The sequence below is a fragment of the Rhizobium sp. K33 genome, from assembly GCF_056501445.1.
The window spans coordinates 3,562,501-3,586,582 of sequence record NZ_CP096478.1 but is presented as its reverse complement, the minus strand read 5'-3'; the positions used below and the strand labels follow the sequence as shown (position 1 = coordinate 3,586,582).

The following is a 24,082-nucleotide window of genomic DNA, read 5'->3' as shown; positions in this document are numbered from 1 at the left end:
AAACCGGAGGGCCTGGGGATCAGGCCTCGAGCGCGCCGTGGCAGTGCTTGTACTTCTTGCCGGAGCCGCAGGGGCAGGGCTCGTTGCGGCCGACGGTGCCCCAGGACTTCGGATCCTGCGGATCGCGATCGCTGGCAGGGACGGCCGAGCCTTCGCCGACATCGTCCTCGCCGGTCGTGGCGTCGATGTGATGGGCCTGCATCGGCGGCGGGGTCGGTGCCGGCGGGGCTTCCCGTACCAGTTCGACGCGCGACATCTGCATGGTCACGGCGTCGCGCAGGTTTGCGAGCAGGGCCTGGAAGAGTTCGAAGGCTTCGGCCTTGTATTCCTGCAGCGGGTCGCGCTGGGCGTAGCCACGGAAACCGACGACGGAACGCAGGTGGTCTAGGTTGACGATGTGCTCGCGCCAGAGGTTGTCGATGGTCTGCAGAACGACGGAGCGCTCGACATAGGCCATCAGCTCGGGGCCGAAGCGTTCCGACTTCTCCGCATAGGCCTTGTCGGCGGCTTCCATGATGCGGTTGTAGATGTCGTCCTCAGCGATGCCTTCTTCCGCCGCCCAGGCATCGACCGGCAGGTCGAGGTTGAGGGTGGTCGCGACCTTCTGCTTGAGGCCGGCGACATCCCACTGCTCGGCATAGGCGTTCGGGGGAACGTGGATGCCCACCATGGTCTCGATGACTTCATGGCGCATGTCGGTGACGGTCGCGGATACGTCTGCGGCGTCCATCAGTTCGATGCGCTGTTCGAAGATGACCTTGCGCTGGTCGTTGATGACGTCGTCGTATTTCAGAAGGTTTTTGCGGATGTCGAAGTTGCGGGCTTCGACCTTCTTCTGGGCGCGCTCCAGCGCCTTGTTGATCCAGGGATGGACGATGGCTTCGCCTTCCTTCAGGCCCAGCTTCTGCAGCATGCCGTCCATGCGGTCGGAGCCGAAGATGCGCATCAGGTCGTCCTGGAGCGACAGGTAGAACTTCGAACGGCCAGGGTCGCCCTGACGGCCGGAACGGCCGCGCAGCTGGTTGTCGATACGGCGGCTTTCGTGGCGTTCGGTGGCAATCACGTAGAGACCGCCGGCTTCGAGCGCCTTCTGCTTCAGGGATGCGATTTCCGCCTTGATGGCTTCGGCCTTGGCGTCGCGCTCCGGACCCGGCTCCATCTCGGCCAGTTCGTGCTCGAGGCGCATTTCGAGGTTGCCGCCGAGCTGGATGTCGGTACCGCGGCCGGCCATGTTGGTCGCGATCGTGACGGCGCCGGGGACGCCGGCCTGGGAGACGATGTAGGCTTCCTGCTCGTGGTAGCGGGCGTTCAGGACCTTGAAGTCCTTGAAGCCGGACTGGCTCAGCATGTTGGCGAGCAGTTCCGACTTTTCGATCGAGGTTGTGCCGACGAGAACCGGCTGGTTGCGCTCGTTGGCGGCCTTGATCTCCTCGATGATCGCCTTGAACTTCTCTTCAAAGGTCCGGTAGACCTCGTCGTCCTCGTCGATACGCTTGATCGGCAGGTTGGTCGGGACTTCGACCACTTCGAGGCCGTAGATATTGGCGAATTCTTCCGCTTCGGTCGCCGCCGTACCGGTCATGCCGGCCAGCTTCTTGTACATGCGGAAGTAGTTCTGGAAGGTGATCGAGGCGAGCGTCTGGTTCTCGGGCTGGATCTGCACCTTTTCCTTGGCTTCAAGCGCCTGGTGCTGGCCTTCGGAGTAACGACGGCCCGGCATCATGCGGCCGGTGAATTCGTCGATGATGACGATCTCGCCGTTGCGGACGATGTAGTCCTTGTCGCGCTGGAATAGCTTGTGGGCCTTCAGCGCATTGTTGATGTGGTGGACGATCGCGACATTTTCGACGTCGTAGAGGCTTTCGCCCTTCAAGAGGCCTGCTTCGCGCAGCAGGTTCTCGAGCTTTTCGGTGCCGACTTCGGAGAAGTTTGCCGAACGCTGCTTCTCGTCGATTTCATAGTCTTCTTCCGTCAGCAGCGGGATGAAGGCGTCGATCGTGTTGTAGAGTTCAGAACGGTCATCGAGCGGGCCGGAGATGATCAGCGGCGTGCGGGCTTCGTCGACGAGGATCGAGTCCACTTCGTCGACGATCGCGAAGTTATGGCCGCGCTGCACCATCTGGGCGCGCTCATACTTCATGTTGTCGCGCAGATAGTCGAAGCCGAGCTCGTTGTTCGTCGCGTAGGTGATGTCGCAGGCATAGGCCGCACGACGCTCGTCGTCGGAGAGGCCGTGCACGATGACGCCCGTGGTCAGACCGAGGAAGCCGTACATCTTCGACATGGTCGCAGCATCGCGGCGGGCGAGGTAGTCGTTGACGGTCACGACATGCACGCCCTTGCCGGCAAGCGCGTTGAGGTAGACGGCCAGCGTCGCGACCAGCGTCTTGCCTTCACCCGTCTTCATTTCCGCGATGGAATTGTCGTTGAGGATCATGCCGCCGATCAGCTGTACGTCAAAAGGACGCATGCCGAGTGCACGACGGGCACCTTCGCGGGCCACCGCAAAGGCCGGGACGAGGATGTCGTCGAGGGTCTTGCCAGCGGCGAGCTGTGCCTTGAATTCTTCGGTCTTGGCGGCAAGTTCGGCATCCGACAGCGCCTTCATCTTTTCTTCGAGGGCGCCGATCGCCGCAACACGCGGTCCATAGGAGCGCACCCGACGCTCGTTCGACGAGCCGAAGATTTTGCGCGCAAGTCCACCAAGACTGACCATATCGATGGTCCTTTCTGACCTTCGTCATATCGTTGACGTACCTTCCGGACCACCATTAGCGCGGTCGAATAGGCACAATGCGTCCCGAAACTACTCTGGACGCGAGGTTGCGTGACAGATAAGAGGGGGGTCGAATGATGTCAACGGCGCAGGCTGGTGCCAAATCCCCTCGGTCGCCGGGCATCTGACAATCTTTTGCCCGATTCGAACGGTCTTCAAACGGTTCACCATCCGAAAGGTCTTTCATGCTTCGCCTCAACAAAATCGTGCTTGCCGCCTGCGTTTCCATCTCGGCCCTGACCGGCGCGGCCTTTGCTCAGGACACCACGGTCGTCGCCAAGGTCGGCGACCTGGAGATCACCCAGTCGGAACTGGACCTGGCGATCGCCAACCTCGATCCGCAGCTGGCCCAGCTTCCTGACGAACAGAAGAAGGTTGCCGCTCTCTCGGGCGCGATCGACGTGAAGCTGCTCGCCGCCAACGCGACCGCTGCCGGCCTGCAGGACGATCCGGAATACAAGCGCCGCATGGCCTTCATCGCCGAGCGCGAGCTGCACAATGCCTTCTTCAAGAAGAACGTCGTCGACGCCGTAACCGAGGACGAGGTCAAGGCTCGTTACGAGAAGGAAATCGCAGCGCTTCCGAAGCAGGAAGAGGTTCGCGCCCGCCACATCCTGGTGAAGACCGAGGAAGAGGCCAAGCAGATCATCGCCGATCTCGACGCCGGCAAGGACTTCATCGAAATCGCCAAGGAAAAGTCGACGGATCCGAACAAGACCGAAGGCGGCGATCTCGGCTACTTCACCAAGGGCCGCATGGTACCGGAATTCGAACAGGCTGCCTTTGCGCTTGAAAAGGGTGCCTATACGAAGACCCCGGTCCAGACCCAGTTCGGCTTCCACGTCATTCTGCTCGAAGACAAGCGCGATGCGCCGCCGCCGGCTTTCGAAGCCGTCGAGCAGCAGGTGCGCCAGCTGGTGATGCGCGACAAGTATCTCGCCCTCATCGAAAAGGCGAAGAGCGAGCAGAAGATCGAGATCACCGACGAAGCCCTGCGCAAGGGCTATGAAGAGGCGAACAAGGCCGAGCAGCAGTAAGCTTCGCCGCATCATTGTTTTTCTCAAGGCCCGCAGTTTGCGGGCCTTCCATTACGGGCCGCGCCATGTCTTCCAGCATTTCTCCCCTCGCTCCGAAAACCTATGCCGAGATGCCTGAAATCCGCGGTGTGCGGATGGCAACCGCCGCAGCGGGCATCAAGTACAAGAACCGCACCGACGTGCTGCTGATGGCCTTCGACCAGCCGGCCGCCGTCGCGGGTGTGTTCACCAAGTCGAAGTGCCCGTCGGCGCCTGTCGATTTTTGCCGGCAGAACCTGCCGCACGGCGTGGCGCGTGGCGTGGTCGTGAATTCCGGCAATGCCAATGCGTTCACCGGCGTGAAGGGTAAAGCCGCGACGGAGCTCACCGCGAAATCGGCGGCTGCAGCACTCGGCTGTGGCGAGAACGAAATCTATCTCGCGTCGACCGGCGTCATCGGCGAGCCGCTGGATGCGACGAAGTTTGCCGGCGTCCTCGACCAGATGGCCAAGGACGCGACGGGTGATTTCTGGTTCGAGGCCGCCAAGGCGATCATGACCACGGATACGTACCCGAAGGTCGCGACCCGCAGTGCCAGGATCGACGGTGTGACCGTGACCATCAACGGGATCGCCAAGGGTGCGGGCATGATCGCGCCCGACATGGCGACGATGCTGTCCTTCGTGGTGACGGATGCGGATATCGCGCCGGCCGCCCTGCAGGGGCTTCTTTCGGCTGGCGTCGAGCCGAGCTTCAATTCGATCACCGTCGATAGCGATACCTCGACTTCGGACACGCTGATGCTGTTTGCGACGGGCGCTGCGCGTGCCGATGGGCAGGCGAAGGTGAGCGACGCGGGCGATGCCCGGCTCGGCGAATTCAAGACGGCACTCAACGATCTTCTGAAGGATCTCGCGCTGCAGGTCGTCCGCGATGGCGAAGGGGCTCGCAAGATGGTGGAGATCACCGTCAAGGGCGCCGAGAGCGATCTGGCGGCGAAGAAGATCGCGCTCTCGATCGCGAACTCGCCGCTGGTCAAGACGGCCGTTGCCGGCGAAGATGCCAATTGGGGCCGCATCGTCATGGCGGTGGGCAAGTCCGGCGAGATGGCGGACCGCGACCGACTGGCCATCTGGTTCGGCGATGTTCGCGTCGCCGTCAACGGTGAGCGCGATCCTGACTATTCGGAAGAGGCGACAACGGCCGTGATGGAGCGGGAGGACATCCCGGTGACCGTCGATATCGGTCTCGGTTCCGGCACCGCAACAGTGTGGACCTGCGACCTGACCAAGGAATATGTCGCCATCAATGGCGACTATCGGAGCTGACGTCTGAATGCATGCAATGGTAAGCGATCCCAACCTGCCGCTCGTCCGGCGTCTCGAGGCGGTCGGCTTCCGGGCCTGGCCGGCGAGCAATGTCGTCTATGACGGCAGCTGGCAGGTGCGGCTGACCGGCGGGCATCCGGGCAAGCGACTGAACTGCATCGTGCCGCTCGATCCCTCGGACAGCCGCGACATCGCGATCCGCATCGAGAAGGCGGGCAAGCGCTTCGAAGCCCACGGGCGGCCGCTTCTGGTGCGCCAGACGCCGCTGTCGCCGAAGCCGCTCATCGATTTCCTCGCCGCTGACGGCTGGGAGAGCTTCGAGGACGTGGTGACGATGACCGCGGATCTCGCAAACATGACCTTTCCCGACACGCTCGACCATCTGCCGACGCAGGATGTCGGGCGCTATGTGGACGCGGATATCGCCGTGCATGGCAGCGATCCCACGCTGAAGCCGGCGCTCGCGGAGATCATCACCGGCATCAAGCCGCCATCGGGTCTTTTCGTCATCGAAGATGCGGCCGAAGGGCCGCTTGCGGCCGCACTCTGCGTACAGGACAACGACCTTGCGGGCATCCTGTCGCTTGCGGTCAGGGCGGATCGTCGCCGACAGGGGCTTGGCGTCGAGATCCTGAGTTCAGCGCTGCGCTGGGCGCGGATGCGCGGTGCCCGCACCGCATGGCTGCAGGTCGTGGCCGACAATGCCGAAGCGCTGGCGCTTTATCGCAAGATGGGTTTCGCGGAAGCCTATCGTTACGTCTACTGGCGAAAGGCTGCCGCATGACCGAGGGAAAGAAGCCGATCCTGCTGGTCGCGGCCTGCGCGCTTGTCGACACCGACAACCGGATCCTGCTCGCGCAACGCCCCGAGGGCAAGTCGCTCGCAGGGCTCTGGGAATTCCCGGGCGGCAAGGTGGAAGCCGGCGAGACGCCGGAGGAGACGCTGGTGCGGGAGCTTGAGGAAGAGCTCGGCATCAAGACCAAGGTCGCTTGCCTCGCGCCGCTGACCTTTGCCAGCCATACCTACGAGACGTTTCATCTGCTGATGCCGCTTTACATCTGCCGGCGCTATGAGGGTATTCCGCAGGGCCGCGAGGGGCAGGCGATCAAGTGGGTGAAGGCCAAGGCTCTTCGCGACTATCCGATGCCGCCGGCGGACGAACCGCTCATTCCCGTTCTGCAGGACCTTCTGTAAGAAGTCTCTGTTTGTATCGCTGTCGTTAATCAAAAGTTTATAACCCTGACCGCAATATACGCTCTGTTCATGCGTCGGATACGTGTGTGGAGCGTAATATGGTAAACGAGGATTTCTGGAAGGCCGCACGGTCCCGAGAGCGGTCTTCGATCAAGACTGGCAGGACCGGGGTCCTGAACATCGCCCTGCTTTTCGGCACGGCCGCGATCGCTTTGTCGTTGGTCCTGACGCCGATGCTTGCTTCCAAGACCGACCGCAAGACCCTGGCCTTTCAGCCGGATGAATTCGACATGATCACCACCGGGTCCATCCCGAAGGACGACAGCGGCAAGCGGTACACGATCCGCCGCAGCGTGCTTCAGGAAACGCCCGGTTCCGTCTGCATCATCGACGGCTACGGCTCCGGCCCCGGCTGCTAACCCAACACGGCCGGGGGCGGGGGGCAACCATCTCGGGTCCAGATCATCAGGAGCCAGAATGCATCTCTTCCGTCAGTTGATGTCCGACCTGCGCGGTGCAACCGCCGTCGAATACGGCCTGATTGCAGCCATCATCAGTGTGGCGCTGCTGTCCGGCTATAGCGCCTTCACAGGATCGCTGCTGAACACGTTCAACACCGTCGAAACCCACTTTGCAGACGCCAACGACTGATCCTTCCTTCAGGGCTCGATGATGCGCTTCGTAGGATCGAGCGCGTCGGCGAGGCGCATTTTTGCCGAACCGGGCTTGAGCGGCTTTTGCTGGCTCTCGTGCGGCGCCCAGCCCGATACGAAGACGATCGAGAAGGTGGCGCGGATACGGCCATCCGGATCTGAGAAGCGCTCCGCATAGAGTTCGGCTGCACGCAGGAAGAACTTGCGCGAGACAGGACGGCGGCTGCGGCCTTTCAAGGGGTTTGCCATGCCCATGGCCTTCAGGTCCCGCATCAGCGCAAAGATGTGATCATAACGGACGGTGAAGCTTTCCTCGTCGATGACGGGCAAGGCGAAGCCTGCGCGCTGCAGGAGCGCGCCGATGTCTCTGATATCGGCAAAGGGCACGACGCGGGGGCTTGCGCCGCCGTAGATCTCGGTTTCCGCTGCAAGCAGCACCTCGCGCAGTTCCGCCAGAGTGCCGGCACCCGGGATCGCCGCGAGAAGCAGGCCATCCGGCTTCAGGGCGCGACGCATCTGGATCAGCATGCCCGGCGTGTCATTGGTGAGGTGTAGCGACAGCGGCGACAGGATCAGGTTGACCGACTGAGGCTCGAGGGGCACGCTCTCGAAATTCGAGGCGCGAACCTCATGGTCCTCGTCGCCGAAGCTCGCGCTGGTCTCGATCCGCCGTAGCTGGCCGATCTTGCCCGTGGCGAGCGCGGCTTTCGCGGTGAGGCCCGTACCGCCGAAGAGCTCGACCGCATCATCGAAGTGGCGCTGGACGATGGCCAGCCGGTCAGCCAGTTCGCGGGCGGTGAGTTCCAGCAAAAAATCGGATCCGGCGCCGTTGCGGGCAAGCGCCCGCTCGCGGTTGCGGGCGATCAGGGCTTCGTCGAAAAGCTCGTTCATGGCAGGTATCCCGGGATTTCGGCATGGTTTCGGGCATTGGCGGAACGCCGTGTGCGGCGTAAAGTCGATGCATGTGGGCTCATTTAGTGCAGAAAAGCGCATCCGTCAGCCGGCATCGCGCCGGAACGGTTCTGCGCGGGCTCTTTCATCTCGTCTATCCACCCGCCTGTGCACATTGCCATGGCCGTGTCGCCTGCCATCACGCGCTCTGCCCGGCCTGCTGGGGAGAGATGCGGCTGATCGAAAAACCATACTGCCCGGTGCTGGGCCTGCCCTTTGCGCATGATCCCGGCGAGGGCATGGTGTCACCGCAGGCAATCGCACAGCCGCCGGTCTTCGATCGGCTCCGCTCGGTTGCTCTGCATGAGGGGGTGGCGCGCCATCTGGTGCATGATCTGAAATACCGGGACCGGGTGGATCTCGCCCCAATGATGGCAGGCTGGATGGTTCGGGCGGCCTCGCTGGAAGTCGCAGAGGCCGATGCGATCCTGGCGGTGCCCTTGCATCGGATGCGGATGTTCAACCAGTCGGCCGAGCTTGCGCGGCATGTGGCGCGCCAATCGGGCAAGCCTTTTCTGGCGGAAGCCCTGGTGCGGCGCAAGCGGACCCAGCAACAGGTGGGGCTGACGGCCAACCAGCGATCGCTCAATGTGCGCGGTGCCTTCGAGGTGCCGGAGGGACGGGTGGATCTCGTCTTCGGCAAACGGCTGGTGCTGATCGACGATGTCTACACGACAGGGGCGACGGTGAGTGCGGCGACGACTGCCCTGAAAAAGGCAGGGGCTGCGGATGTCACTGTTTTGACCTTTGCAAGGGCGCTCGCCGGGCCTATATGAAGGGTCCAATCCCTTGTCCCTCCGATGCTTTCCGGTGGAGAATTCCATGGCTGACGTCACGATCTATACACGGCAATTCTGCGGCTATTGCGCCAGCGCCAAGGCGCTGCTCGACAAGAAGGGCGTCGCCTATACGGAGCATGACGCAACCGGTAAGCCCGACCTGCGCGAGGAAATGATTGCCAAGTCCGGCCGCAACACCTTCCCGCAGATCTTCATCGGCAGCCAGCATGTCGGCGGCTGCGACGACCTCCATGCACTCGACCGGGCCGGCAAGCTCGATCCGCTTCTTGCTCAGTAAGGATTAGACCGATCATGGTGTTCAAGGCTGCTGCCGTCCAGATGTGCTCCGGTGTCGATCCGGAGAAGAATGCCGAGGCCATGGCGCGCCTCGTGCGCGAGGCCGCGCGACGCGGGGCGATCTATGTGCAGACGCCGGAAATGACCGGTGCCGTGCAGAAGGATCGCGCCGGGCTCGCCGCCGTACTCCGCGACGAGGAGACGGACCTTATCGTCAAGAAGGCTTCCGAGCTTGCCGAGGAGCTCGGCATCCATCTGCATGTGGGGTCGACGGCCATCAAGCTCGCGGACGGCAAGATTGCCAACCGGGCCTTCCTGTTCGGTCCCGACGGCAAGAAGATCACCTCCTACGACAAGATCCATATGTTCGACGTCGATCTCGACAATGGCGAGAGCTGGCGCGAAAGCGCGGTCTACCGCCCGGGCGAACGGGCCGTGGTCGCGGATCTACCCTTTGCCAAACTCGGCTTCGGCGTCTGCTACGATGTGCGCTTCCCGCATCTCTTCCGGGCCGAGGCCATGGCGGGTGCGGAGATCCTGACGACGCCGGCCGCCTTCACCAAGCAGACCGGCGAAGCGCATTGGGAGATCCTGCTGCGGGCGCGCGCCATCGAAAACGGCGCCTATGTCATTTCGGCTGCGCAGGCGGGCGTGCATGAGGACGGTCGCGAGACCTTCGGCCATTCGATGATTGTCGGGCCTTGGGGCAAGGTGCTGGCGTCGGCCGGTGGGACCGGTGAGGACGTCATTGTTGCCGAGATCGATCTAGAGGCGGTCAAGGCCTGCCGGGCGAAGATCCCGAACCTCAAGAATGGTCGCGACTTCGCGCTCGACATCGCCCCCGTGCTGGCCAAGGGAGGCGTCACGGTTTGATCCGCTATTCCCTGTGCTGCGAAAAAGCGCATGAATTCGAGGGCTGGTTTTCCGAAAGTGCCGATTTCGACCGTCAGAAGGCATCGGGATATCTGACCTGTCCCGTGTGCGGTTCGCCGGAGGTGTCGAAGGTGCTGATGGCACCGGCAGTCTCGACGGCGCGTCAGAAGGAAGAGACCCAGGCGCTGGCGGTCTCGGAAGTACAGAAACAGGCCTTTGTGAAGCTCAAGGAAGCGATCCGCGAGATCCGTGCGAGCAGCGAGGATGTCGGCGAGAAGTTTCCCGAGGAAGCGCGCAAGATCCACTACGGCGAGGCGGAAGCGCGCGGCATCATTGGTCAGGCTTCGCCCGTCGAGGTCAAGTCGCTGATCGAGGAAGGCATCGAGATCGCGCCGCTGCCGGTCCTGCCGGACGACGTCAATTGACGGCGGGCGCCCACCATCTGGCGATCTACAATTTCGGCATCCATGTCGATGCCTCCAACAGTGCCGCCGTTCGCGGCTTCGTCCTACGGGAGCCGATGAACTTTGCGGCGGCGGAACGGGCTGCAGGTTTTGTCGCAAGGTCCGGATACAAGGGTGTTCCTGGACCACGCAGCTGGGGTCCTCTCGTCTTCCCCCGCTTTCTCGCCCAGCATGGCGATGGTGCCGGCGTGTCGTCGCTCTCGCTCTGGCAGGACATCGAAAGCCTGATGGCCTTCACCTATACCGGCGTGCATGCGGACGCCCTCAAGCACGCGCGCAACTGGAATATGGTGCAGGAATGGCCGCCGCTGGTGCTCTTCTGGGTGCCTGCCGGCAGGAGACCGGACTGGGAGGAGGCGGTCAAGCGGTTCGAGATGCTCGCCGATCACGGCCCCACGCCTGAAGCCTTCAGCTTCAAGTCCGCCTTCGGCCCAAATGGAAGCGCGCTCAGCATCGACAGGGCCCGGGTGAAGGCCCTTGCGGCGGAAAACTCGCGTGGGCAGGCCGACCTGCTCGAGCGTGTCGAGACCCTGCCCGTCTGAGCCCGTTCAGCCCTTGAAGCCATCGTCGTCGAGATAGGCCTGTTCTTCTGCCGTCGTCTGGCGGCCGAGGGCTGCATTGCGATGCGGGAAGCGGCCGAAGCGTTCGATCAGTTCGAGATGGACGATCGCCCACTTCAGTGGCTCGGCATCGCCGGTCTCGTCGCGATGCTTCTCCAACAGCGAGACGCTGAACCTCTGATCTTCCATCTCTTCCGAGTGCTCGAAAGGCAGGTAGAAGAAGGGACGCAGGACCGGTTCGACGCGCTTGTCAAAGCCCTTGGCGAGCGCACGATGCGCTGTCGTGCGTGCCAGCGAATCCGTTGCATAGGAATGGGCGCTGCCGCGAAAGAGATTGCGCGGGAACTGATCGAGCAACAGGAGCAGGGCGAGCGTGCCTTCCGGCGTTTCTTCCCAATCCGACAGCTCGCAGCGTGACGCCTTGAAGTGCAGGTCTGCGTAGTCCGCCTCGATTTCGGCATCGAGTGCTTCGTTGCGGGAGAACCAGGCTCCCGGACCGTGGCGGAGCCAGCATTCGATGACGTCGTGCGGCGAACTCATGCCGTCTGACCCGGGCGGGCGGCCAGCATCATGTAATTCACATCGGTATCTGCCGAGAGGTTCCACTGGTTCTGCAGGGGATTGAAGAAAACCCCCTTGGTTTCAAGGATATGCATGCCGTTGGCCGACAGGGGGCGCTCGATTTCTTCCGGACGGACGAGCTTTTCATACTGATGCGTGCCACGCGGCAGCCAGCGCAGGACATATTCGGCGCCGACAATGGCAAGCGCTGCGGCCTTCAGCGTGCGATTGATCGTGGAGACCAGCATCAAGCCGCCGGGGCGAACCATCGAGGCGCAGGTCGACAGGAAGAAATCGACGTCGGCGACGTGTTCGACGACTTCCATGTTGAGCACGATGTCGAAGGTCTCACCCTGGGCAGCCAGCGCTTCCGCCGTGACCGCACGGTAGTCGACATCGACGCCGCTCTGGGCGGAGTGGGTCATGGCGATCTTGATGTTCTTCTCGGATGCATCCGCGCCGAGCACGCTCGCGCCCATGCGGGCGACCGGTTCTGAGAGCAAGCCGCCTCCGCAGCCGATATCGAGGACCCGAAGACCTTCGAGCGGGCGCGCGCTTTTCGGGTCGCGGCCGTAATGCTCGATGACCTTCTCCCGGATGTAGGCCAAGCGTACCGGATTGATCTTGTGCAGCGGCTTGAACTTGCCGGTCGGATCCCACCACTCGGCCGCCATGGCGGAAAAGCGGTCGACCTCGGATTGATCGATGGTGGTGCGTGCTTCTGCACTCATGATGGAACCTCCTGCGGCAATTGGCCATGAAGTCGTCCCGATGGCCTGCAAAGTCAAGGGCGCGGTCGTCGCAGGCGCCTGCCTGGCGAGGAACCGGATGAGCGGGCGAAACGTTGTCGGCTCAAACGGGTGAGGTTCGCCTTGTCCCGGGCTACAGGAGAAGAAGCTATGAAAACAACCTGGTTTATCGCAGCGCTGGCCATGTCCGCCGGTGCCCTGCCGGCGGTTGCCGAGGCCGCCACGGCCTTTTCGACGGCCAATGTGAACATGCGGTCTGGACCCAGCACGCGCTATCCTGCCGTGATCGTGGTCCCCTCGGGCAGTCGCGTCAACATTCAGGGGTGCCTCTCCAGCGCCAATTGGTGCGACGTCTCCTACGCCGGCTATCGCGGCTGGGTTTCGGGATCCTACCTGCAGACCAGTTATTCGCAGCGCCGGGTCTATGTCGGGCCGCAATATTATCGCCCGCTCGGCATCCCGACCGTGACCTTCAGCATCGGACGTTATTGGGATGACCACTATCGCGGACGCTCTTTCTATCGCGATCGTGACCGCTGGCGCGATAACGACTGGCGAGACGACCGTCGTGACCGGGACCGCGACCGCGATCGCCGCGCCGACAACGACCGCAGATGGCGGGACGACGACCGCCGCAGGCAGGAAAACTCCAGAGACATGGATGACCGCGATCGGCATCCGCTGCGTCGCATGATGCAGCAGCAGCGCTGCGAGCGCGATCCGAGCGCCTGCCGCTGAGCAGTTTTATCGGATGGTCGAAGATCACAAAGGGGGCTTTCGAGCCCCCTTTTTGCGTGCCGGTGCCTGGGAGGGATAGCCCAGCTTTGCCGGCTACCTACTTGAAAAAGGCCGGATGTGCCGTACCGTTTGGGGGGCAAGTGGCCGTTGCGCCCCGGGAACATATAGACTAAAAGCCCCGCAACCTGAGGCTTTCTGCTCAGGCTTGTGATTTTTGTGCCGGAGTTTCCGGCGTCTTTCTAGGGCATATGGTTCAAGTCTATGGCTCGCATCGTCATGAAGTTCGGCGGGACGTCCGTCGCCAATCTGGAACGCATCTATAACGTCGCGCGCCATGTGAAACGCGAAGTGGATGCGGGTCACGAAGTGGCCGTCGTCGTCTCGGCCATGTCCGGCAAGACGAACGAGCTGGTCGACTGGGTGCAGAACATGCCCAAGGTGGCCGGTGCCGACTCGCCGTTCTACGATGCGCGCGAATATGATGCCGTCGTGGCGTCCGGCGAACAGGTCACGTCAGGTCTGCTTGCGATCGCTCTCCAGTCAATGGGCATCAATGCCCGCTCCTGGCAGGGCTGGCAGATCCCGATCAAGACCGATAACGCCCATGGCGCGGCCCGTATCCAGGAGATCGATGGCGCCGATATCATTCGCCGCATGGGCGAGGGTCAGGTGGCCGTCGTCGCCGGCTTCCAGGGCATCGGTCCCGACAACCGCATCGCGACGCTTGGCCGTGGCGGCTCGGATACCTCTGCCGTTGCCATTGCGGCCGGCGTGAAGGCCGACCGTTGCGACATCTATACCGACGTCGATGGCGTCTACACGACCGATCCGCGCATCGAGCCGAAGGCACGCCGCCTGAAGAAGATCGCCTTCGAGGAAATGCTCGAAATGGCCTCGCTCGGCGCCAAGGTGCTGCAGGTCCGCTCCGTCGAACTCGCCATGGTGCACAAGGTCCGCACCTTCGTGCGCTCCAGCTTTGAAGATCCCGATGCGCCGGGCATGGGCGATCTGATGAACCCGCCCGGTACGTTGATTTGCGATGAGGAAGAGATCGTGGAACAGGAAGTCGTCACCGGTATTGCCTATGCCAAGGATGAAGCCCAGATTTCGCTGCGCCGCCTGGCCGACCGGCCGGGTGTGTCTGCCGCGATCTTCGGACCGCTCGCCGAGTCCCACATCAATGTCGACATGATCGTCCAGAACATCTCGGAAGATGGTTCGAAGACCGACATGACCTTCACCGTGCCCTCGGGCGACGTGGACAAGGCGCTTGCCGTTCTCGGCTCCAACAAGGAAAAGATCGGCTTCGACGTAGTCCAGAGCGAGAAGGGTCTCGTCAAGGTTTCCGTCATCGGCATTGGCATGCGCAGCCATGCGGGCGTTGCCGCGACCGCTTTCCGTGCGCTGGCCGACAAGGGCATCAACATCAAGGCGATCACCACCTCGGAGATCAAGATCTCGATCCTGATCGACGGTCCCTATGCCGAGCTTGCGGTTCGGACTTTGCATTCCTGCTACGGTCTGGATAAGAATTGATTCCTGAGAGCGGACAGGCGTGACCCGACCCCTGAAAAGGTAAGGGTAACAATCCGCTGACCAATGGGAAGTGGAGCACAAACGCGATGAGAGACCTTTCTGCGGGTCCCCGCGTCCTCCTCAAGCGGCTGCGCGAACTGATGGCGGAGCCGCTCGAGCCGCAGGAGCGACTGGATCGGATCGTTCGCCAGATCGCGAACAACATGGTCGCAGAGGTGTGCTCCGTCTATGTGCTGCGCTCCGACGGGGTGCTCGAACTCTACGCGACCGAAGGTCTGAACAAGGACGCGGTTCACCTGGCCCAGCTGAAGATGGGTCAGGGTCTCGTCGGCACGATCGCGGCCTCTGCCCAGTCCCTCAATCTTTCGGATGCTCAGGCGCATCCGGCCTTCCGCTACCTGCCGGAAACCGGCGAAGAGATCTACCACTCCTTCCTCGGGGTGCCGATCCTGCGCGCAGGGCGAAGCCTTGGCGTTCTCGTCGTGCAGAACAAGGCGCAGCGCAATTATCGCGAGGATGAGCTCGAAGCACTCGAGACGACCGCGATGGTCATCGCCGAGATGATTGCGACCGGCGAGCTCAAGAAGATCACGCGACCGGGGCTCGAGCTCGATCTGACGCGTCCGGTGACGATCGAGGGCGACAGCTATTCCGAAGGCATCGGCCTTGGTTATGTCGTGCTGCACGAGCCGCGCATCGTCGTCACCAACCTGCTGAACGAAGACAGCGAAACTGAAATCCGTCGACTGGCAACGGCTTTGGGTTCGCTGCGCATCTCGATCGACGACATGCTGTCGCGGCGCGAGATCTCCATGGAAGGCGAGCATCGCGACGTGCTCGAGACCTACCGCATGTTCGCCCATGACCAGGGCTGGGTGCGGCGCATGGAAGAGGCGATCCATAACGGCCTGACGGCGGAAGCCGCGGTCGAGAAGGTGCAAAGCGACACCAAGGCGCGCATGATGCGCCTGACGGATCCTTATCTGCGCGAGCGGATGCATGACTTCGACGATCTTGCGAACCGCTTGCTGCGCCAGCTCACCGGCTTTTCGCCGCACAGTGCCGCCGAAGGCTTTCCGAACGATGCGATCGTCTTTGCGCGCGCCATGGGGGCGGCCGAGCTTCTCGACTATCCGCGCGCCAATCTGCGCGGCCTCGTACTCGAAGAAGGTGCGGTCACGAGCCATGTGGTGATCGTGGCCCGCGCCATGGGTATTGCCGTCGTTGGTCAGGCGGCCGGTGCCGTCGCGCTCGCGGAAAACGGCGATCCCGTCATCATCGACGGCGATGACGGCAAGGTGCATGTGCGCCCGGTCGGCGACCTGCAGAAGGCCTATGAGGAGAAGGTGCGGCTGCGCGCCCGTCGGCAGGAACAGTTTCGCGCCCTGCGCGATGTCGAGCCGGTGACCAAGGACGGGCATCGGATCAAGCTGCAGATGAATGCCGGCCTGCTGGTCGACCTGCCGCAGCTGGCCGATTCCGGCGCCGATGGCATCGGGCTCTTCCGGACCGAGCTGCAGTTCATGATCTCCTCGACCATGCCGAAGGGCGAGGAGCAGGAGAGCTTCTACCGGAATGTGCTGAAGCAGGCCGATGGGCGCCCGGTCACGTTCCGCACGCTCGATATCGGCGGGGACAAGGTCGTTCCTTATTTCCGCAGCCAGGAAGAGGAAAACCCGGCCCTGGGCTGGCGGGCGATCCGCCTGTCGCTCGACAGGCCGGGCCTGCTGCGCACCCAGTTGCGCGCGCTGTTGAAAGCCGCCTCCGGTGCCGAGCTCAAGATGATGCTGCCCATGGTGACCGAGGTTTCGGAGATCCGGCAGGTGCGCGAGCTGATGCAGAAGGAGATCCAGCATATCTCCAAATTCGGCCATCAGCTGCCGAAGAAGCTGCAGTTCGGCGCTATGCTCGAAGTGCCGGCGCTGCTCTGGCAGCTCGATGAGCTGATGGACGAGGTGGATTTCGTTTCGGTCGGCTCGAACGACCTGTTCCAGTTCGCCATGGCGGTTGATCGCGGCAATGCGCGCGTGTCGGATCGCTTCGATGTGCTGGGTCGTCCGTTCCTCCGGATCCTGCGGGATATCGTGCGCGCCTCCGAGCGCAACAAAACGCCGGTCACGCTCTGCGGGGAAATGGCGTCGAAGCCGCTTTCCGCCATGGCGCTGCTCGGGATCGGCTTCCGCTCGATTTCGATGTCACCGACGGCAATCGGCCCGGTCAAGGCCATGCTGCTCGGGTTGGATGTCGGCCGCTTGTCGGAGGTTCTGACGGCTGCGCTTGACGACGACACCCCGGGCGTGTCAGTGCGCGACCTGCTGGTCCGCCATGCGGAAGAGCACAATATCCCCGTCTGATTTTTGGCGACTGACCTTGGAGTAAAGGGTGGCGAAGCTTCCTGTCGAGAAAATGCGCGAGCTTGAGCGCCGGTTCGGCGAGATCGAGGCGCGAATGTCGGCAGGACCGGCAGCCGATGTCTATGTGAAGCTGGCTTCCGAGTATTCCGAACTCGAGCCCGTGGTGAAGAAGATCCGCGCCTATGAAGCGGCGACCGGCGAAGCGGCCGACCTGCGCGCCATGCTTGCCGACAAGGCGACCGACCGGGAGATGCGCGATCTCGCGGATATGGAGCTGCCGGAGGTGGAGAGCCGGATCGAGACGCTCGAAGGCGAGATACAGATCCTGCTCCTGCCGAAGGATGCCGCCGACGAGAAGAGCGCGATCCTCGAAATCCGCGCCGGCACGGGCGGATCGGAAGCTGCCCTCTTCGCCGGCGATCTTTTCCGCATGTATGAGCGCTTTGCCTCGACCAAGGGCTGGAAGGTCGAGGTCCTCTCCGCCAGCGAAGGAGAAGCGGGTGGTTTCAAGGAAATCATCGCGACAATCAGCGGGCGGGGCGTCTTCTCCAGGCTGAAATTCGAATCCGGCGTTCACCGGGTGCAGCGCGTTCCGGAGACGGAAGCGAGCGGACGTATTCATACGTCTGCGGCAACCGTTGCTGTTCTGCCGGAGGCCGAGGAGATCGATATTGAAATCCGGCCCGAAGACATCCGGATCGACACGATGCGATCGTCGGGCGCCGGCGGCCAGCACGTTAACACGACCGACTCGGCCGTGCGCATCACGCACCTGCCGACGGGGCTGATCGTGACCTCGTCGGAAAAGTCGCAGCACCAGAACCGCGCCAAGGCGATGCAGGTGCTGCGGTCGAGACTCTACGACATCGAACGGCAGAAGATGGACAGCGAGCGTTCCGCCAACCGCAAGAGCCAGGTCGGCTCGGGCGACCGGTCGGAGCGCATCCGGACCTATAATTTCCCGCAGGGCCGTGTGACGGATCACCGGATCAACCTGACGCTCTACAAGCTCGACAAGATGATCGAAGGCGACCTCGACGAAATGCTCGATGCCTTGATCTCCGACTACCAGGCGGGCCAGCTCGCTCAGCTCGGCGAGACGCAATGAGTGCCGGAGCGCCCTCGGCGAAATCTCTCATCGCCGAGGCCCGCCGTCGGTTTGCCGAAGCCGGCTTGGTCGATACGGCGACGGATGCACGGATCCTGGTTTGCGGACTGCTGAACCTTGACGCTAGCGCGCTGCTGCTGCACGGGGACGAGCCCGTCTCAAGCGCGATGGTTGCCCAAGTCGAGCAGGCGATCCTGCGAAGGCTCGCGCGGGAGCCGGTTTACCGGATCCTGGGGCGCCGCGACTTTTATGGGCTCGATCTGACCCTATCCGCCGGAACGCTTGAACCGCGACCCGATACCGAAATCCTCGTTGACGTGATCTTGCCACATCTCCGGTCTATGGTGCTTGAAGGTCGTCAACCGAAGATCGTCGATCTTGGAACGGGAACCGGAGCCATTGCGCTCGCGTTGTTATCAGAATGCCCAGAGGCCGAGGCCATCGGGGTCGATATTTCACAAGACGCGTTGAGGACTGCCCAAGACAATGCAGAGTGCAACGGACTGTCCGCGCGCTTTGCGACGAGACCCGGTCCATGGTTTGACCAGACGCCGGAACGCTTCGACATCATCGTTTCCAACCCACCCTATATCCGCAGCGCAGTGGTTGCTGGCCTGGAACCCGAGGTGGTGAAGTATGATCCGATGGCAGCACTCGACGGAGGGTCCGATGGTCTCGACGCCTATCGCGCGATTGCGGAAGCCGCGCCGGGACACCTCGAGACGCATGGCGTGGTGGGGCTCGAGATCGGCTTCGATCAACGGAATGAGGTCGTTCAAATCTTTGAACTAGCAGGCTTTTCTCTTCTGGAAGAGCGCCGGGACTATGGCGGCAACGACCGTGTCCTGGTGTTTGCGCTTAACCTTGATTAGCGGCTTTGCTGCGTCTGCTAAGGATAATTTCGGGAAACCGAGAAAAAGGCTTGGTTTTCCGAATGAAGCGTAATAGTTTGCGGGCACGCAACGGGCGGCGGGGAAAGAACGAAGATTCGTTCGCGACTGGGCCGGCTTCGAAAAAGGTTCGCTGTCGAACTCGGCGAAGCACGACAGGACTGTTGCGTAACTCAGTAAACTCGACTTTCACCAGCGGCGAGCAAGGCGAGAGCGCGGTCTGTCGGCGGCGCGTGGATCCTTGGTCCGGTTCAACCAGAGCCAATGGCATTGCCCTTTATCAGCACAACAAAGACATTCAGGTGAAGCATCTATGAGGCCAGGACAGCAGAACAAGCGTGGTCGGGGGCGTAACAATAATGGCGGCGGCGGCGGTGGAAACAACAATTTCAACCGCAAGGGCCAGAACCCGCTGACCCGGACCTATGACAGCTCCGGCCCTGACATAAAGATCCGCGGCACTGCCCAGCATATTGCAGAGAAGTACGCCACGCTCGCACGCGACGCCCAGAGCGCCGGCGACCGCGTCATGGCGGAAAACTACCTGCAGCATGCCGAGCACTACAACCGCATCATCGCGGCCGCCCAGGCGCAGATGCAGGAACGCTTCCAGCGTGACGATCGCGACGATCAAAACGATCGCCAGGATTACAGCGAGCGCGACGGCGAGGATTTCGACGGTTCGGACGACAATGGCGCCCAGGCCAGCGATCGCGGCAACCAGCAGCAGCCCCAACCGCAGCAGCAGAACCGCGGCCAGCAGCATGAGCGCCGTCAGCGCGAGCCGCAGCCGCAGCCACAGCCGGAAATTGCCGGATCGGGTCCGCAGCCGGTGATCGAGGACATGCCGGCGGAAGCCGCAGCCGCAGCCGCCGAAAGTGCCGCCGAAGCCGGCGGCGAGCGCCAGCCGCGTCGCCGCAACGCCGGAAACCGTCCGCGTCGCCAGCCCCGTCGCAGCGCTGCTGCAGACGAAGGCGGCGAGGGCGCGAACGGCGAGGGAGGCGACGCCCCGGCGCTGGCCGAGGCCGCTTCCGAATGAGCTTTTCCGGCTCGAATTGACGATTGCAAAGCTCCGGGCCTCGGCCCGGAGTTTTTCGTTTATCTGCCTCTTTAAAGGGCAAAATTCCGCTCCCATATCTCGGTCAAGAGAGCGGTTTCCGCTCCGGGGTCCGCCGCTTCCGGGGGCCTCATCCAAACCATCCGACCTGTGCCGATTGCGGGCAGGGCGGGGAAACGGAGAGTGACGATGAATATCGAGAAATATTCCGAACGCGTGCGCGGTTTTCTGCAGTCCGCGCAAACCTATGCCCTGTCGGAGGGGCACCAGCAATTCACGCCCGAACATGTGCTGAAAGTTCTGCTCGACGACGAGCAGGGCATGGCTTCGTCGCTGATCAGCCGAGCCGGCGGTGACTCGAAAGAAGTGCGCATGGCCAACGATGCCGCCCTTGCCAAGCTTCCGAAGGTTTCGGGCGGCAATGGGCAGGTCTATCTGGCGCAGCCCCTGGCCAAGGTCTTTTCGACCGCCGAAGATGCGGCGAAGAAGGCCGGCGACAGTTTTGTCACCGTCGAGCGCTTGCTGCTGGCACTCGCGATCGAATCCTCTGCATCGACGTCGGCGTCACTGAAAAAGGGTGGCGTGACGGCGAATGCCCTCAACCAGGTGATCAACGAGGTCCGCAAGGGTCGCACCGCCGATGGCGCCAATGCCGAGGCCGGTTTCGACGCGCTGAAGAAATATGCCCGTGATCTGACGGCAGAAGCCCGCGAAGGCAAGCTCGATCCGGTCATCGGCCGTGACGACGAGATCCGCCGGACGATCCAGGTTCTGTCCCGCCGCACCAAGAACAATCCCGTGCTGATCGGTGAACCCGGCGTCGGCAAGACGGCAATCGCCGAAGGGCTTGCCTTGCGCATCGTCAATGGTGACGTGCCGGAAAGCCTGAAAGACAAGAAGCTGATGGCGCTCGACATGGGTGCCTTGATCGCGGGTGCCAAATATCGCGGCGAATTCGAGGAACGGCTGAAGGCCGTGCTCAACGAAGTGCAGGCGGAGAATGGCGAGATCATCCTGTTCATCGACGAGATGCATACGCTGGTCGGCGCCGGCAAGGCCGATGGCGCGATGGACGCCTCGAACCTGCTGAAGCCCGCTCTGGCGCGCGGCGAGCTGCATTGCGTGGGTGCCACGACGCTCGATGAATATCGCAAGCATGTCGAGAAGGATCCGGCCCTTGCCCGGCGTTTCCAGCCGGTCATGGTCGATGAGCCGACCGTGGAAGACACGATCTCGATCCTGCGCGGCCTGAAGGAGAAATACGAGCAGCACCACAAGGTGCGGATCTCGGACTCGGCTCTCGTGGCGGCGGCGACCCTGTCGAACCGCTACATCACCGACCGCTTCCTGCCCGACAAGGCAATCGACCTGATGGACGAGGCCGCCTCGCGGCTTCGTATGCAGGTGGATTCGAAGCCCGAAGAGCTCGACGAACTCGATCGCCGTATCATCCAGCTGAAGATCGAGCGCGAGGCCTTGAAGAAGGAAACCGATGCGGCCTCGGCCGACCGGCTGACCCGTCTCGAAACCGAGCTCACCTCGCTCGAGGAAGAAGCGGATGCGCTGACGGCCCGCTGGCAGGCGGAAAAGCAGAAGCTGGGCCTGGCTGCCGACCTCAAGCGCCAGCTCGATGAAGCCCGCAATGAACTTGCCATCGCACAGCGTCAGGGCGAGTTCCAGCGTGCGGGCGAGCTCGCCTACGGGGTAATCCCGAAGCTCGAGAAGGAGCTGGTGGACGCGGAAGCCCAGGACGGCTCGGCTGCCGGCAACATGGTGCAGGAAGTCGTCACCCCCGATGGCATCGCCCATGTCGTGTCGCGCTGGACCGGGATTCCGGTCGACAAGATGCTGGAAGGCGAGCGCGACAAGCTGCTTCGCATGGAAGACGAGCTTGCCAAATCGGTCGTCGGTCAGGGGGATGCAGTCCAGGCCGTGTCGCGTGCCGTCCGTCGCGCCCGTGCCGGTCTTCAGGATCCGAACCGGCCGATCGGCTCGTTCATCTTCCTCGGCCCCACGGGTGTGGGCAAGACCGAGCTCACCAAGTCGCTCGCGCGTTTCCTGTTCGATGACGAGACCGCGATGGTCCGGCTCGACATGTCGGAATATATGGAGAAACACTCCGTTGCCCGACTGATCGGGGCGCCTCCCGGCTATGTCGGTTACGAGGAGGGCGGGGCGCTGACGGAAGCGGTTCGGCGCAAGCCCTACCAGGTCGTGCTGTTCGACGAGATCGAGAAGGCGCATCCTGACGTCTTCAACGTGCTCCTGCAGGTGCTCGATGACGGGCGTCTGACGGATGGACAGGGTCGGACGGTCGACTTCAAGAACACGATCATCATCATGACCTCGAACCTCGGGGCCGATTACCTGACCTCGCTCGGCGAGGATCAGGATGTCGACCAGGTTCGCGACCAGGTGATGGAAGTGGTGAAAGCCTCGTTCCGGCCGGAATTCCTGAACCGTGTCGACGAGATCATCCTCTTCCACCGGCTGCGCCGGACGGAGATGGGCGCGATCGTCGACATCCAGATGAAGCGGCTCCTGTCGCTGCTTTCCGAACGCAAGATCGTCATCGATCTCGCCCCGGACGCCCGGGCCTGGCTTGCGGACAAGGGGTACGATCCGGTCTATGGCGCCCGGCCGCTGAAGCGGGTGATCCAGAAATACCTGCAGGATCCGCTCGCCGAGCAGATCCTCTCGGGCCATGTGCTGGATGGATCCGAGGTGACGATCGAGGCCGGAAGCGACCGGCTGTTGATCGCGCCCAAGGGGGCGGTGAGTGCTGCGGCCTAACGTGCGGCACATCTTCTGAAACAAAAACGGCGGTCCTTGCGGGCCGCCGTTTGCATTTGGACGCTGTTGCTGCCGCCTATCGGCTTGCGACCTGGGCCGGACGCCCGCCCGTCTGCAGCAGGGTATCGATACGCTGGCGCTCCTGCTGGAAGGCGGCAAGGGCCGGTCCCTCCAGGGCCTTGCCGCCGGGCAGGCGCACCTTCATGGCATCGACCTTGGTGCCGTTGACAATCAGTTCGTAATGCAGGTGTGAGCCGGTGGACGAACCGGTGGATCCGACGAAACCGATCACCTGGCCCTGCTTGACCTTGGCGCCGGGCACGATGCCCTTGGCGATGCCGCTCTGGTGGTTGTAGGAGGTGACATAGCCATTGGCATGACGGATCAGGGTCTGATTGCCATAGCCCGAGGCCCAGCCCGCCTTTTCGACGACACCATTGCCCGACGCGATGATCGGCGTGCCGCGCGGGGCTGCCCAGTCGACGCCGGTATGCATGCGCGAATAACCGAGGATCGGATGCCGGCGCATGCCAAAGCCCGAGGTGAAACGACCGTTCGGCACGGGATTTCTGAGCAGGAACTGGCGGATCGACTTGCCGTTCTCGTCGAAATAATCGATCGAGCCGTCTTCCGGATCCTGGAAGCGGTAGAACTGGGTGATCGTGTCGCCGAAGCGGGCACGCACATACAGAAGCTCGCTGTCGTCGGTCGCCTTGCCTTCGTCATCGGTGACGGAGAAGACGGCTTCCAGCATGTCGGTCGGCTTGAGCTGTGCCTGGAAATCGACATTGGCTGCCAGCAGCCGGATGACCTGCGCGGTTAGATCCTGGTTCATGCCGTAGGACAGGGCTGCGCGGTAGATGCCGTCATAGACCCGCGGCAGATCACGCCCTGACATCATGGTCGGCTGTGAGCTGTCGAAAGCGCCGGCGATCGCGTCTATGACCGGCGGTTCCGACCCCTCGACAAGGCGGCCCGCGTCGTTGACGGCAAGCGTCGCGATGTGTTCGGTCCGGTTGTAGAGCGAAAAGCGCACGAGCCGCACTTCGTCGCCGCGCTGCAAGAGGCCGATCCGAATGATGTCGCCTTCGACCAGTTCCGGATTGCGCATGAAGGGGGCCAGCGCCTCGCCGACATCCTCGGCCTTGGCGGCGGGATAGCCGGCGGCCGTCATCAGGGCGGCGACCGATTGCGGCCGGCGCGCGGGCAGGATGTCATCGGCATATTCCGGGGTCATCGGCGTGATGATCTCGGGCTCGGCGATGCTCATATTTTCCTCGACGATACGCGCCGTCATGCCGACGGCGAGATCGAGGCCGGTGTCCTCCGTGTCGAAGCGGCGTGGATCGATATAATAGAGCGCGGCGACCTGGGTATTGCCATCGGTCAGCACCGATCCGTTGGA

General features: G+C 62.8%; 23 protein-coding genes (1 of these 23 cut by a window edge). 18 read left to right on the top strand and 5 right to left on the bottom strand.

Translation table 11 applies throughout. From position 1 onward, the window contains the following. Positions 1-19: 19 nt before the first annotated feature. Positions 20-2,716, bottom strand: a complete 2,697-nt coding sequence (gene secA, locus M1E12_RS17295; protein ID WP_479562711.1) for a preprotein translocase subunit SecA — start codon at positions 2,714-2,716, stop codon at positions 20-22. Between the two features lie 245 nt (positions 2,717-2,961). Here secA and M1E12_RS17290 point away from each other — a divergent pair, with 245 nt between their 5' ends. From M1E12_RS17290 to M1E12_RS17265, 6 genes are all read left to right on the top strand, one after another. Then, the gene (locus tag M1E12_RS17290; RefSeq protein WP_310243002.1) at positions 2,962-3,813 is read left to right on the top strand and encodes a peptidylprolyl isomerase; all 852 of its coding nucleotides are present in this window, start codon (positions 2,962-2,964) and stop codon (positions 3,811-3,813) included. Positions 3,814-3,878: 65 nt separating this feature from the next. Next, on the top strand, positions 3,879-5,120 hold the full coding sequence (argJ, locus tag M1E12_RS17285; RefSeq protein WP_310243005.1) for a bifunctional glutamate N-acetyltransferase/amino-acid acetyltransferase ArgJ: 1,242 nt from the start codon (positions 3,879-3,881) through the stop codon (positions 5,118-5,120). A 7-nt stretch (positions 5,121-5,127) separates the two neighbouring features. Next, the gene (locus M1E12_RS17280) at positions 5,128-5,904 is read left to right on the top strand and encodes a GNAT family N-acetyltransferase (RefSeq protein ID WP_479562710.1); all 777 of its coding nucleotides are present in this window, start codon (positions 5,128-5,130) and stop codon (positions 5,902-5,904) included. Next, positions 5,901-6,314: an 8-oxo-dGTP diphosphatase MutT gene (mutT, locus tag M1E12_RS17275; protein WP_136539653.1), complete on the top strand. Its 414-nt coding sequence runs from the start codon at positions 5,901-5,903 to the stop codon at positions 6,312-6,314. Before M1E12_RS17280 ends, mutT begins: the two co-directional genes overlap by 4 nt. Positions 6,315-6,412: 98 nt before the next feature. Beyond that, the gene (locus M1E12_RS17270; protein WP_113462129.1) at positions 6,413-6,733 is read left to right on the top strand and encodes a hypothetical protein; all 321 of its coding nucleotides are present in this window, start codon (positions 6,413-6,415) and stop codon (positions 6,731-6,733) included. Positions 6,734-6,791: 58 nt separating this feature from the next. Then, positions 6,792-6,965: a Flp family type IVb pilin gene (locus tag M1E12_RS17265; protein WP_113462130.1), complete on the top strand. Its 174-nt coding sequence runs from the start codon at positions 6,792-6,794 to the stop codon at positions 6,963-6,965. A gap of 8 nt (positions 6,966-6,973) precedes the next feature. On the opposite strand, the gene M1E12_RS17260 is transcribed toward M1E12_RS17265, so the two are convergent. Then, complete coding sequence (locus M1E12_RS17260; protein ID WP_136539655.1) at positions 6,974-7,858, bottom strand: methyltransferase domain-containing protein; 885 nt, start codon at positions 7,856-7,858, stop codon at positions 6,974-6,976. 71 nt (positions 7,859-7,929) lie between these two features. Here M1E12_RS17260 and M1E12_RS17255 point away from each other — a divergent pair, with 71 nt between their 5' ends. From M1E12_RS17255 to M1E12_RS17235, 5 genes are read left to right on the top strand one after another with little or no spacing between them, the layout of a single operon-like run. Next, the gene (locus M1E12_RS17255) at positions 7,930-8,694 is read left to right on the top strand and encodes a ComF family protein (RefSeq protein WP_479562709.1); all 765 of its coding nucleotides are present in this window, start codon (positions 7,930-7,932) and stop codon (positions 8,692-8,694) included. A gap of 46 nt (positions 8,695-8,740) precedes the next feature. Next, the gene (grxC, locus tag M1E12_RS17250; protein ID WP_113462133.1) at positions 8,741-8,995 is read left to right on the top strand and encodes a glutaredoxin 3; all 255 of its coding nucleotides are present in this window, start codon (positions 8,741-8,743) and stop codon (positions 8,993-8,995) included. Between the two features lie 14 nt (positions 8,996-9,009). Then, positions 9,010-9,867, top strand: coding sequence for a carbon-nitrogen hydrolase family protein (locus tag M1E12_RS17245; RefSeq protein WP_479562708.1), 858 nt, complete (start codon positions 9,010-9,012; stop codon positions 9,865-9,867). Then, complete coding sequence (locus M1E12_RS17240; protein ID WP_113462135.1) at positions 9,864-10,292, top strand: DUF1178 family protein; 429 nt, start codon at positions 9,864-9,866, stop codon at positions 10,290-10,292. The genes M1E12_RS17245 and M1E12_RS17240 overlap by 4 nt, the downstream gene beginning before the upstream one ends. Then, a complete protein-coding gene (locus tag M1E12_RS17235) occupies positions 10,289-10,873 on the top strand; it encodes a DUF3291 domain-containing protein (protein WP_479562707.1) in 585 nt (194 codons plus the stop codon). Before M1E12_RS17240 ends, M1E12_RS17235 begins: the two co-directional genes overlap by 4 nt. Positions 10,874-10,879: 6 nt before the next feature. Here M1E12_RS17235 and M1E12_RS17230 read toward each other — a convergent pair whose 3' ends face one another. Further along, complete coding sequence (locus M1E12_RS17230) at positions 10,880-11,431, bottom strand: DUF924 family protein (protein WP_479562706.1); 552 nt, start codon at positions 11,429-11,431, stop codon at positions 10,880-10,882. Beyond that, complete coding sequence (gene ubiG / locus M1E12_RS17225) at positions 11,428-12,183, bottom strand: bifunctional 2-polyprenyl-6-hydroxyphenol methylase/3-demethylubiquinol 3-O-methyltransferase UbiG (RefSeq protein ID WP_479562705.1); 756 nt, start codon at positions 12,181-12,183, stop codon at positions 11,428-11,430. Before ubiG ends, M1E12_RS17230 begins: the two co-directional genes overlap by 4 nt. A 168-nt stretch (positions 12,184-12,351) precedes the next feature. Here ubiG and M1E12_RS17220 point away from each other — a divergent pair, with 168 nt between their 5' ends. The 7 genes from M1E12_RS17220 to clpB all read left to right on the top strand — a co-directional run bounded on the left by M1E12_RS17220 (position 12,352) and on the right by clpB (position 22,677). Then, positions 12,352-12,939 (top strand): SH3 domain-containing protein, encoded by a 588-nt coding sequence (locus M1E12_RS17220; RefSeq protein WP_479562704.1) that lies wholly within the window; start codon positions 12,352-12,354, stop codon positions 12,937-12,939. Positions 12,940-13,200: 261 nt separating this feature from the next. Then, the gene (locus M1E12_RS17215; protein WP_479562703.1) at positions 13,201-14,475 is read left to right on the top strand and encodes an aspartate kinase; all 1,275 of its coding nucleotides are present in this window, start codon (positions 13,201-13,203) and stop codon (positions 14,473-14,475) included. An 86-nt stretch (positions 14,476-14,561) separates the two neighbouring features. Next, positions 14,562-16,829 carry a phosphoenolpyruvate--protein phosphotransferase gene (ptsP, locus tag M1E12_RS17210; RefSeq protein ID WP_113462143.1) on the top strand — a complete coding sequence of 756 codons (2,268 nt, stop codon included), beginning with the start codon at positions 14,562-14,564 and terminating at the stop codon, positions 16,827-16,829. Positions 16,830-16,857: 28 nt separating this feature from the next. Next, the gene (prfA, locus tag M1E12_RS17205) at positions 16,858-17,937 is read left to right on the top strand and encodes a peptide chain release factor 1 (RefSeq protein WP_136539669.1); all 1,080 of its coding nucleotides are present in this window, start codon (positions 16,858-16,860) and stop codon (positions 17,935-17,937) included. Then, complete coding sequence (gene prmC, locus M1E12_RS17200) at positions 17,934-18,809, top strand: peptide chain release factor N(5)-glutamine methyltransferase (RefSeq protein ID WP_479562702.1); 876 nt, start codon at positions 17,934-17,936, stop codon at positions 18,807-18,809. The genes prfA and prmC overlap by 4 nt, the downstream gene beginning before the upstream one ends. A 331-nt stretch (positions 18,810-19,140) precedes the next feature. Next, positions 19,141-19,866 (top strand): DUF4167 domain-containing protein, encoded by a 726-nt coding sequence (locus M1E12_RS17195; RefSeq protein WP_136539673.1) that lies wholly within the window; start codon positions 19,141-19,143, stop codon positions 19,864-19,866. Between the two features lie 207 nt (positions 19,867-20,073). Beyond that, positions 20,074-22,677 (top strand): ATP-dependent chaperone ClpB, encoded by a 2,604-nt coding sequence (gene clpB / locus M1E12_RS17190; RefSeq protein WP_479562701.1) that lies wholly within the window; start codon positions 20,074-20,076, stop codon positions 22,675-22,677. Between the two features lie 76 nt (positions 22,678-22,753). On the opposite strand, the gene M1E12_RS17185 is transcribed toward clpB, so the two are convergent. Continuing rightward, a protein-coding gene (locus M1E12_RS17185) for a M23 family metallopeptidase (RefSeq protein ID WP_479562700.1) crosses the window boundary here: on the bottom strand, positions 22,754-24,082 show its 3' portion. Its footprint extends 615 nt past the window's final position; 1,329 of the gene's 1,944 nt are visible here — the last part of the coding sequence; its start codon lies off the right edge, out of view; the stop codon is at positions 22,754-22,756.

Coding starts and splice junctions, on each gene's coding strand:
- mutT (WP_136539653.1), top strand. CDS start 5,901: ATGACCGAGGGAAAGAAGCCGATCCTGCTGGTCGCGGCCTGCGCGCTT.
- M1E12_RS17220 (WP_479562704.1), top strand. CDS start 12,352: ATGAAAACAACCTGGTTTATCGCAGCGCTGGCCATGTCCGCCGGTGCC.
- M1E12_RS17265 (WP_113462130.1), top strand. CDS start 6,792: ATGCATCTCTTCCGTCAGTTGATGTCCGACCTGCGCGGTGCAACCGCC.
- M1E12_RS17280 (WP_479562710.1), top strand. CDS start 5,128: ATGCATGCAATGGTAAGCGATCCCAACCTGCCGCTCGTCCGGCGTCTC.
- M1E12_RS17270 (WP_113462129.1), top strand. CDS start 6,413: ATGGTAAACGAGGATTTCTGGAAGGCCGCACGGTCCCGAGAGCGGTCT.
- M1E12_RS17260 (WP_136539655.1), bottom strand. CDS start 7,858: ATGAACGAGCTTTTCGACGAAGCCCTGATCGCCCGCAACCGCGAGCGG.
- M1E12_RS17230 (WP_479562706.1), bottom strand. CDS start 11,431: ATGAGTTCGCCGCACGACGTCATCGAATGCTGGCTCCGCCACGGTCCG.
- grxC (WP_113462133.1), top strand. CDS start 8,741: ATGGCTGACGTCACGATCTATACACGGCAATTCTGCGGCTATTGCGCC.
- argJ (WP_310243005.1), top strand. CDS start 3,879: ATGTCTTCCAGCATTTCTCCCCTCGCTCCGAAAACCTATGCCGAGATG.
- M1E12_RS17290 (WP_310243002.1), top strand. CDS start 2,962: ATGCTTCGCCTCAACAAAATCGTGCTTGCCGCCTGCGTTTCCATCTCG.
- ubiG (WP_479562705.1), bottom strand. CDS start 12,183: ATGAGTGCAGAAGCACGCACCACCATCGATCAATCCGAGGTCGACCGC.
- secA (WP_479562711.1), bottom strand. CDS start 2,716: ATGGTCAGTCTTGGTGGACTTGCGCGCAAAATCTTCGGCTCGTCGAAC.
- clpB (WP_479562701.1), top strand. CDS start 20,074: ATGAATATCGAGAAATATTCCGAACGCGTGCGCGGTTTTCTGCAGTCC.
- M1E12_RS17195 (WP_136539673.1), top strand. CDS start 19,141: ATGAGGCCAGGACAGCAGAACAAGCGTGGTCGGGGGCGTAACAATAAT.
- ptsP (WP_113462143.1), top strand. CDS start 14,562: ATGAGAGACCTTTCTGCGGGTCCCCGCGTCCTCCTCAAGCGGCTGCGC.
- M1E12_RS17215 (WP_479562703.1), top strand. CDS start 13,201: ATGGCTCGCATCGTCATGAAGTTCGGCGGGACGTCCGTCGCCAATCTG.
- M1E12_RS17245 (WP_479562708.1), top strand. CDS start 9,010: ATGGTGTTCAAGGCTGCTGCCGTCCAGATGTGCTCCGGTGTCGATCCG.
- M1E12_RS17255 (WP_479562709.1), top strand. CDS start 7,930: ATGTGGGCTCATTTAGTGCAGAAAAGCGCATCCGTCAGCCGGCATCGC.
- prmC (WP_479562702.1), top strand. CDS start 17,934: ATGAGTGCCGGAGCGCCCTCGGCGAAATCTCTCATCGCCGAGGCCCGC.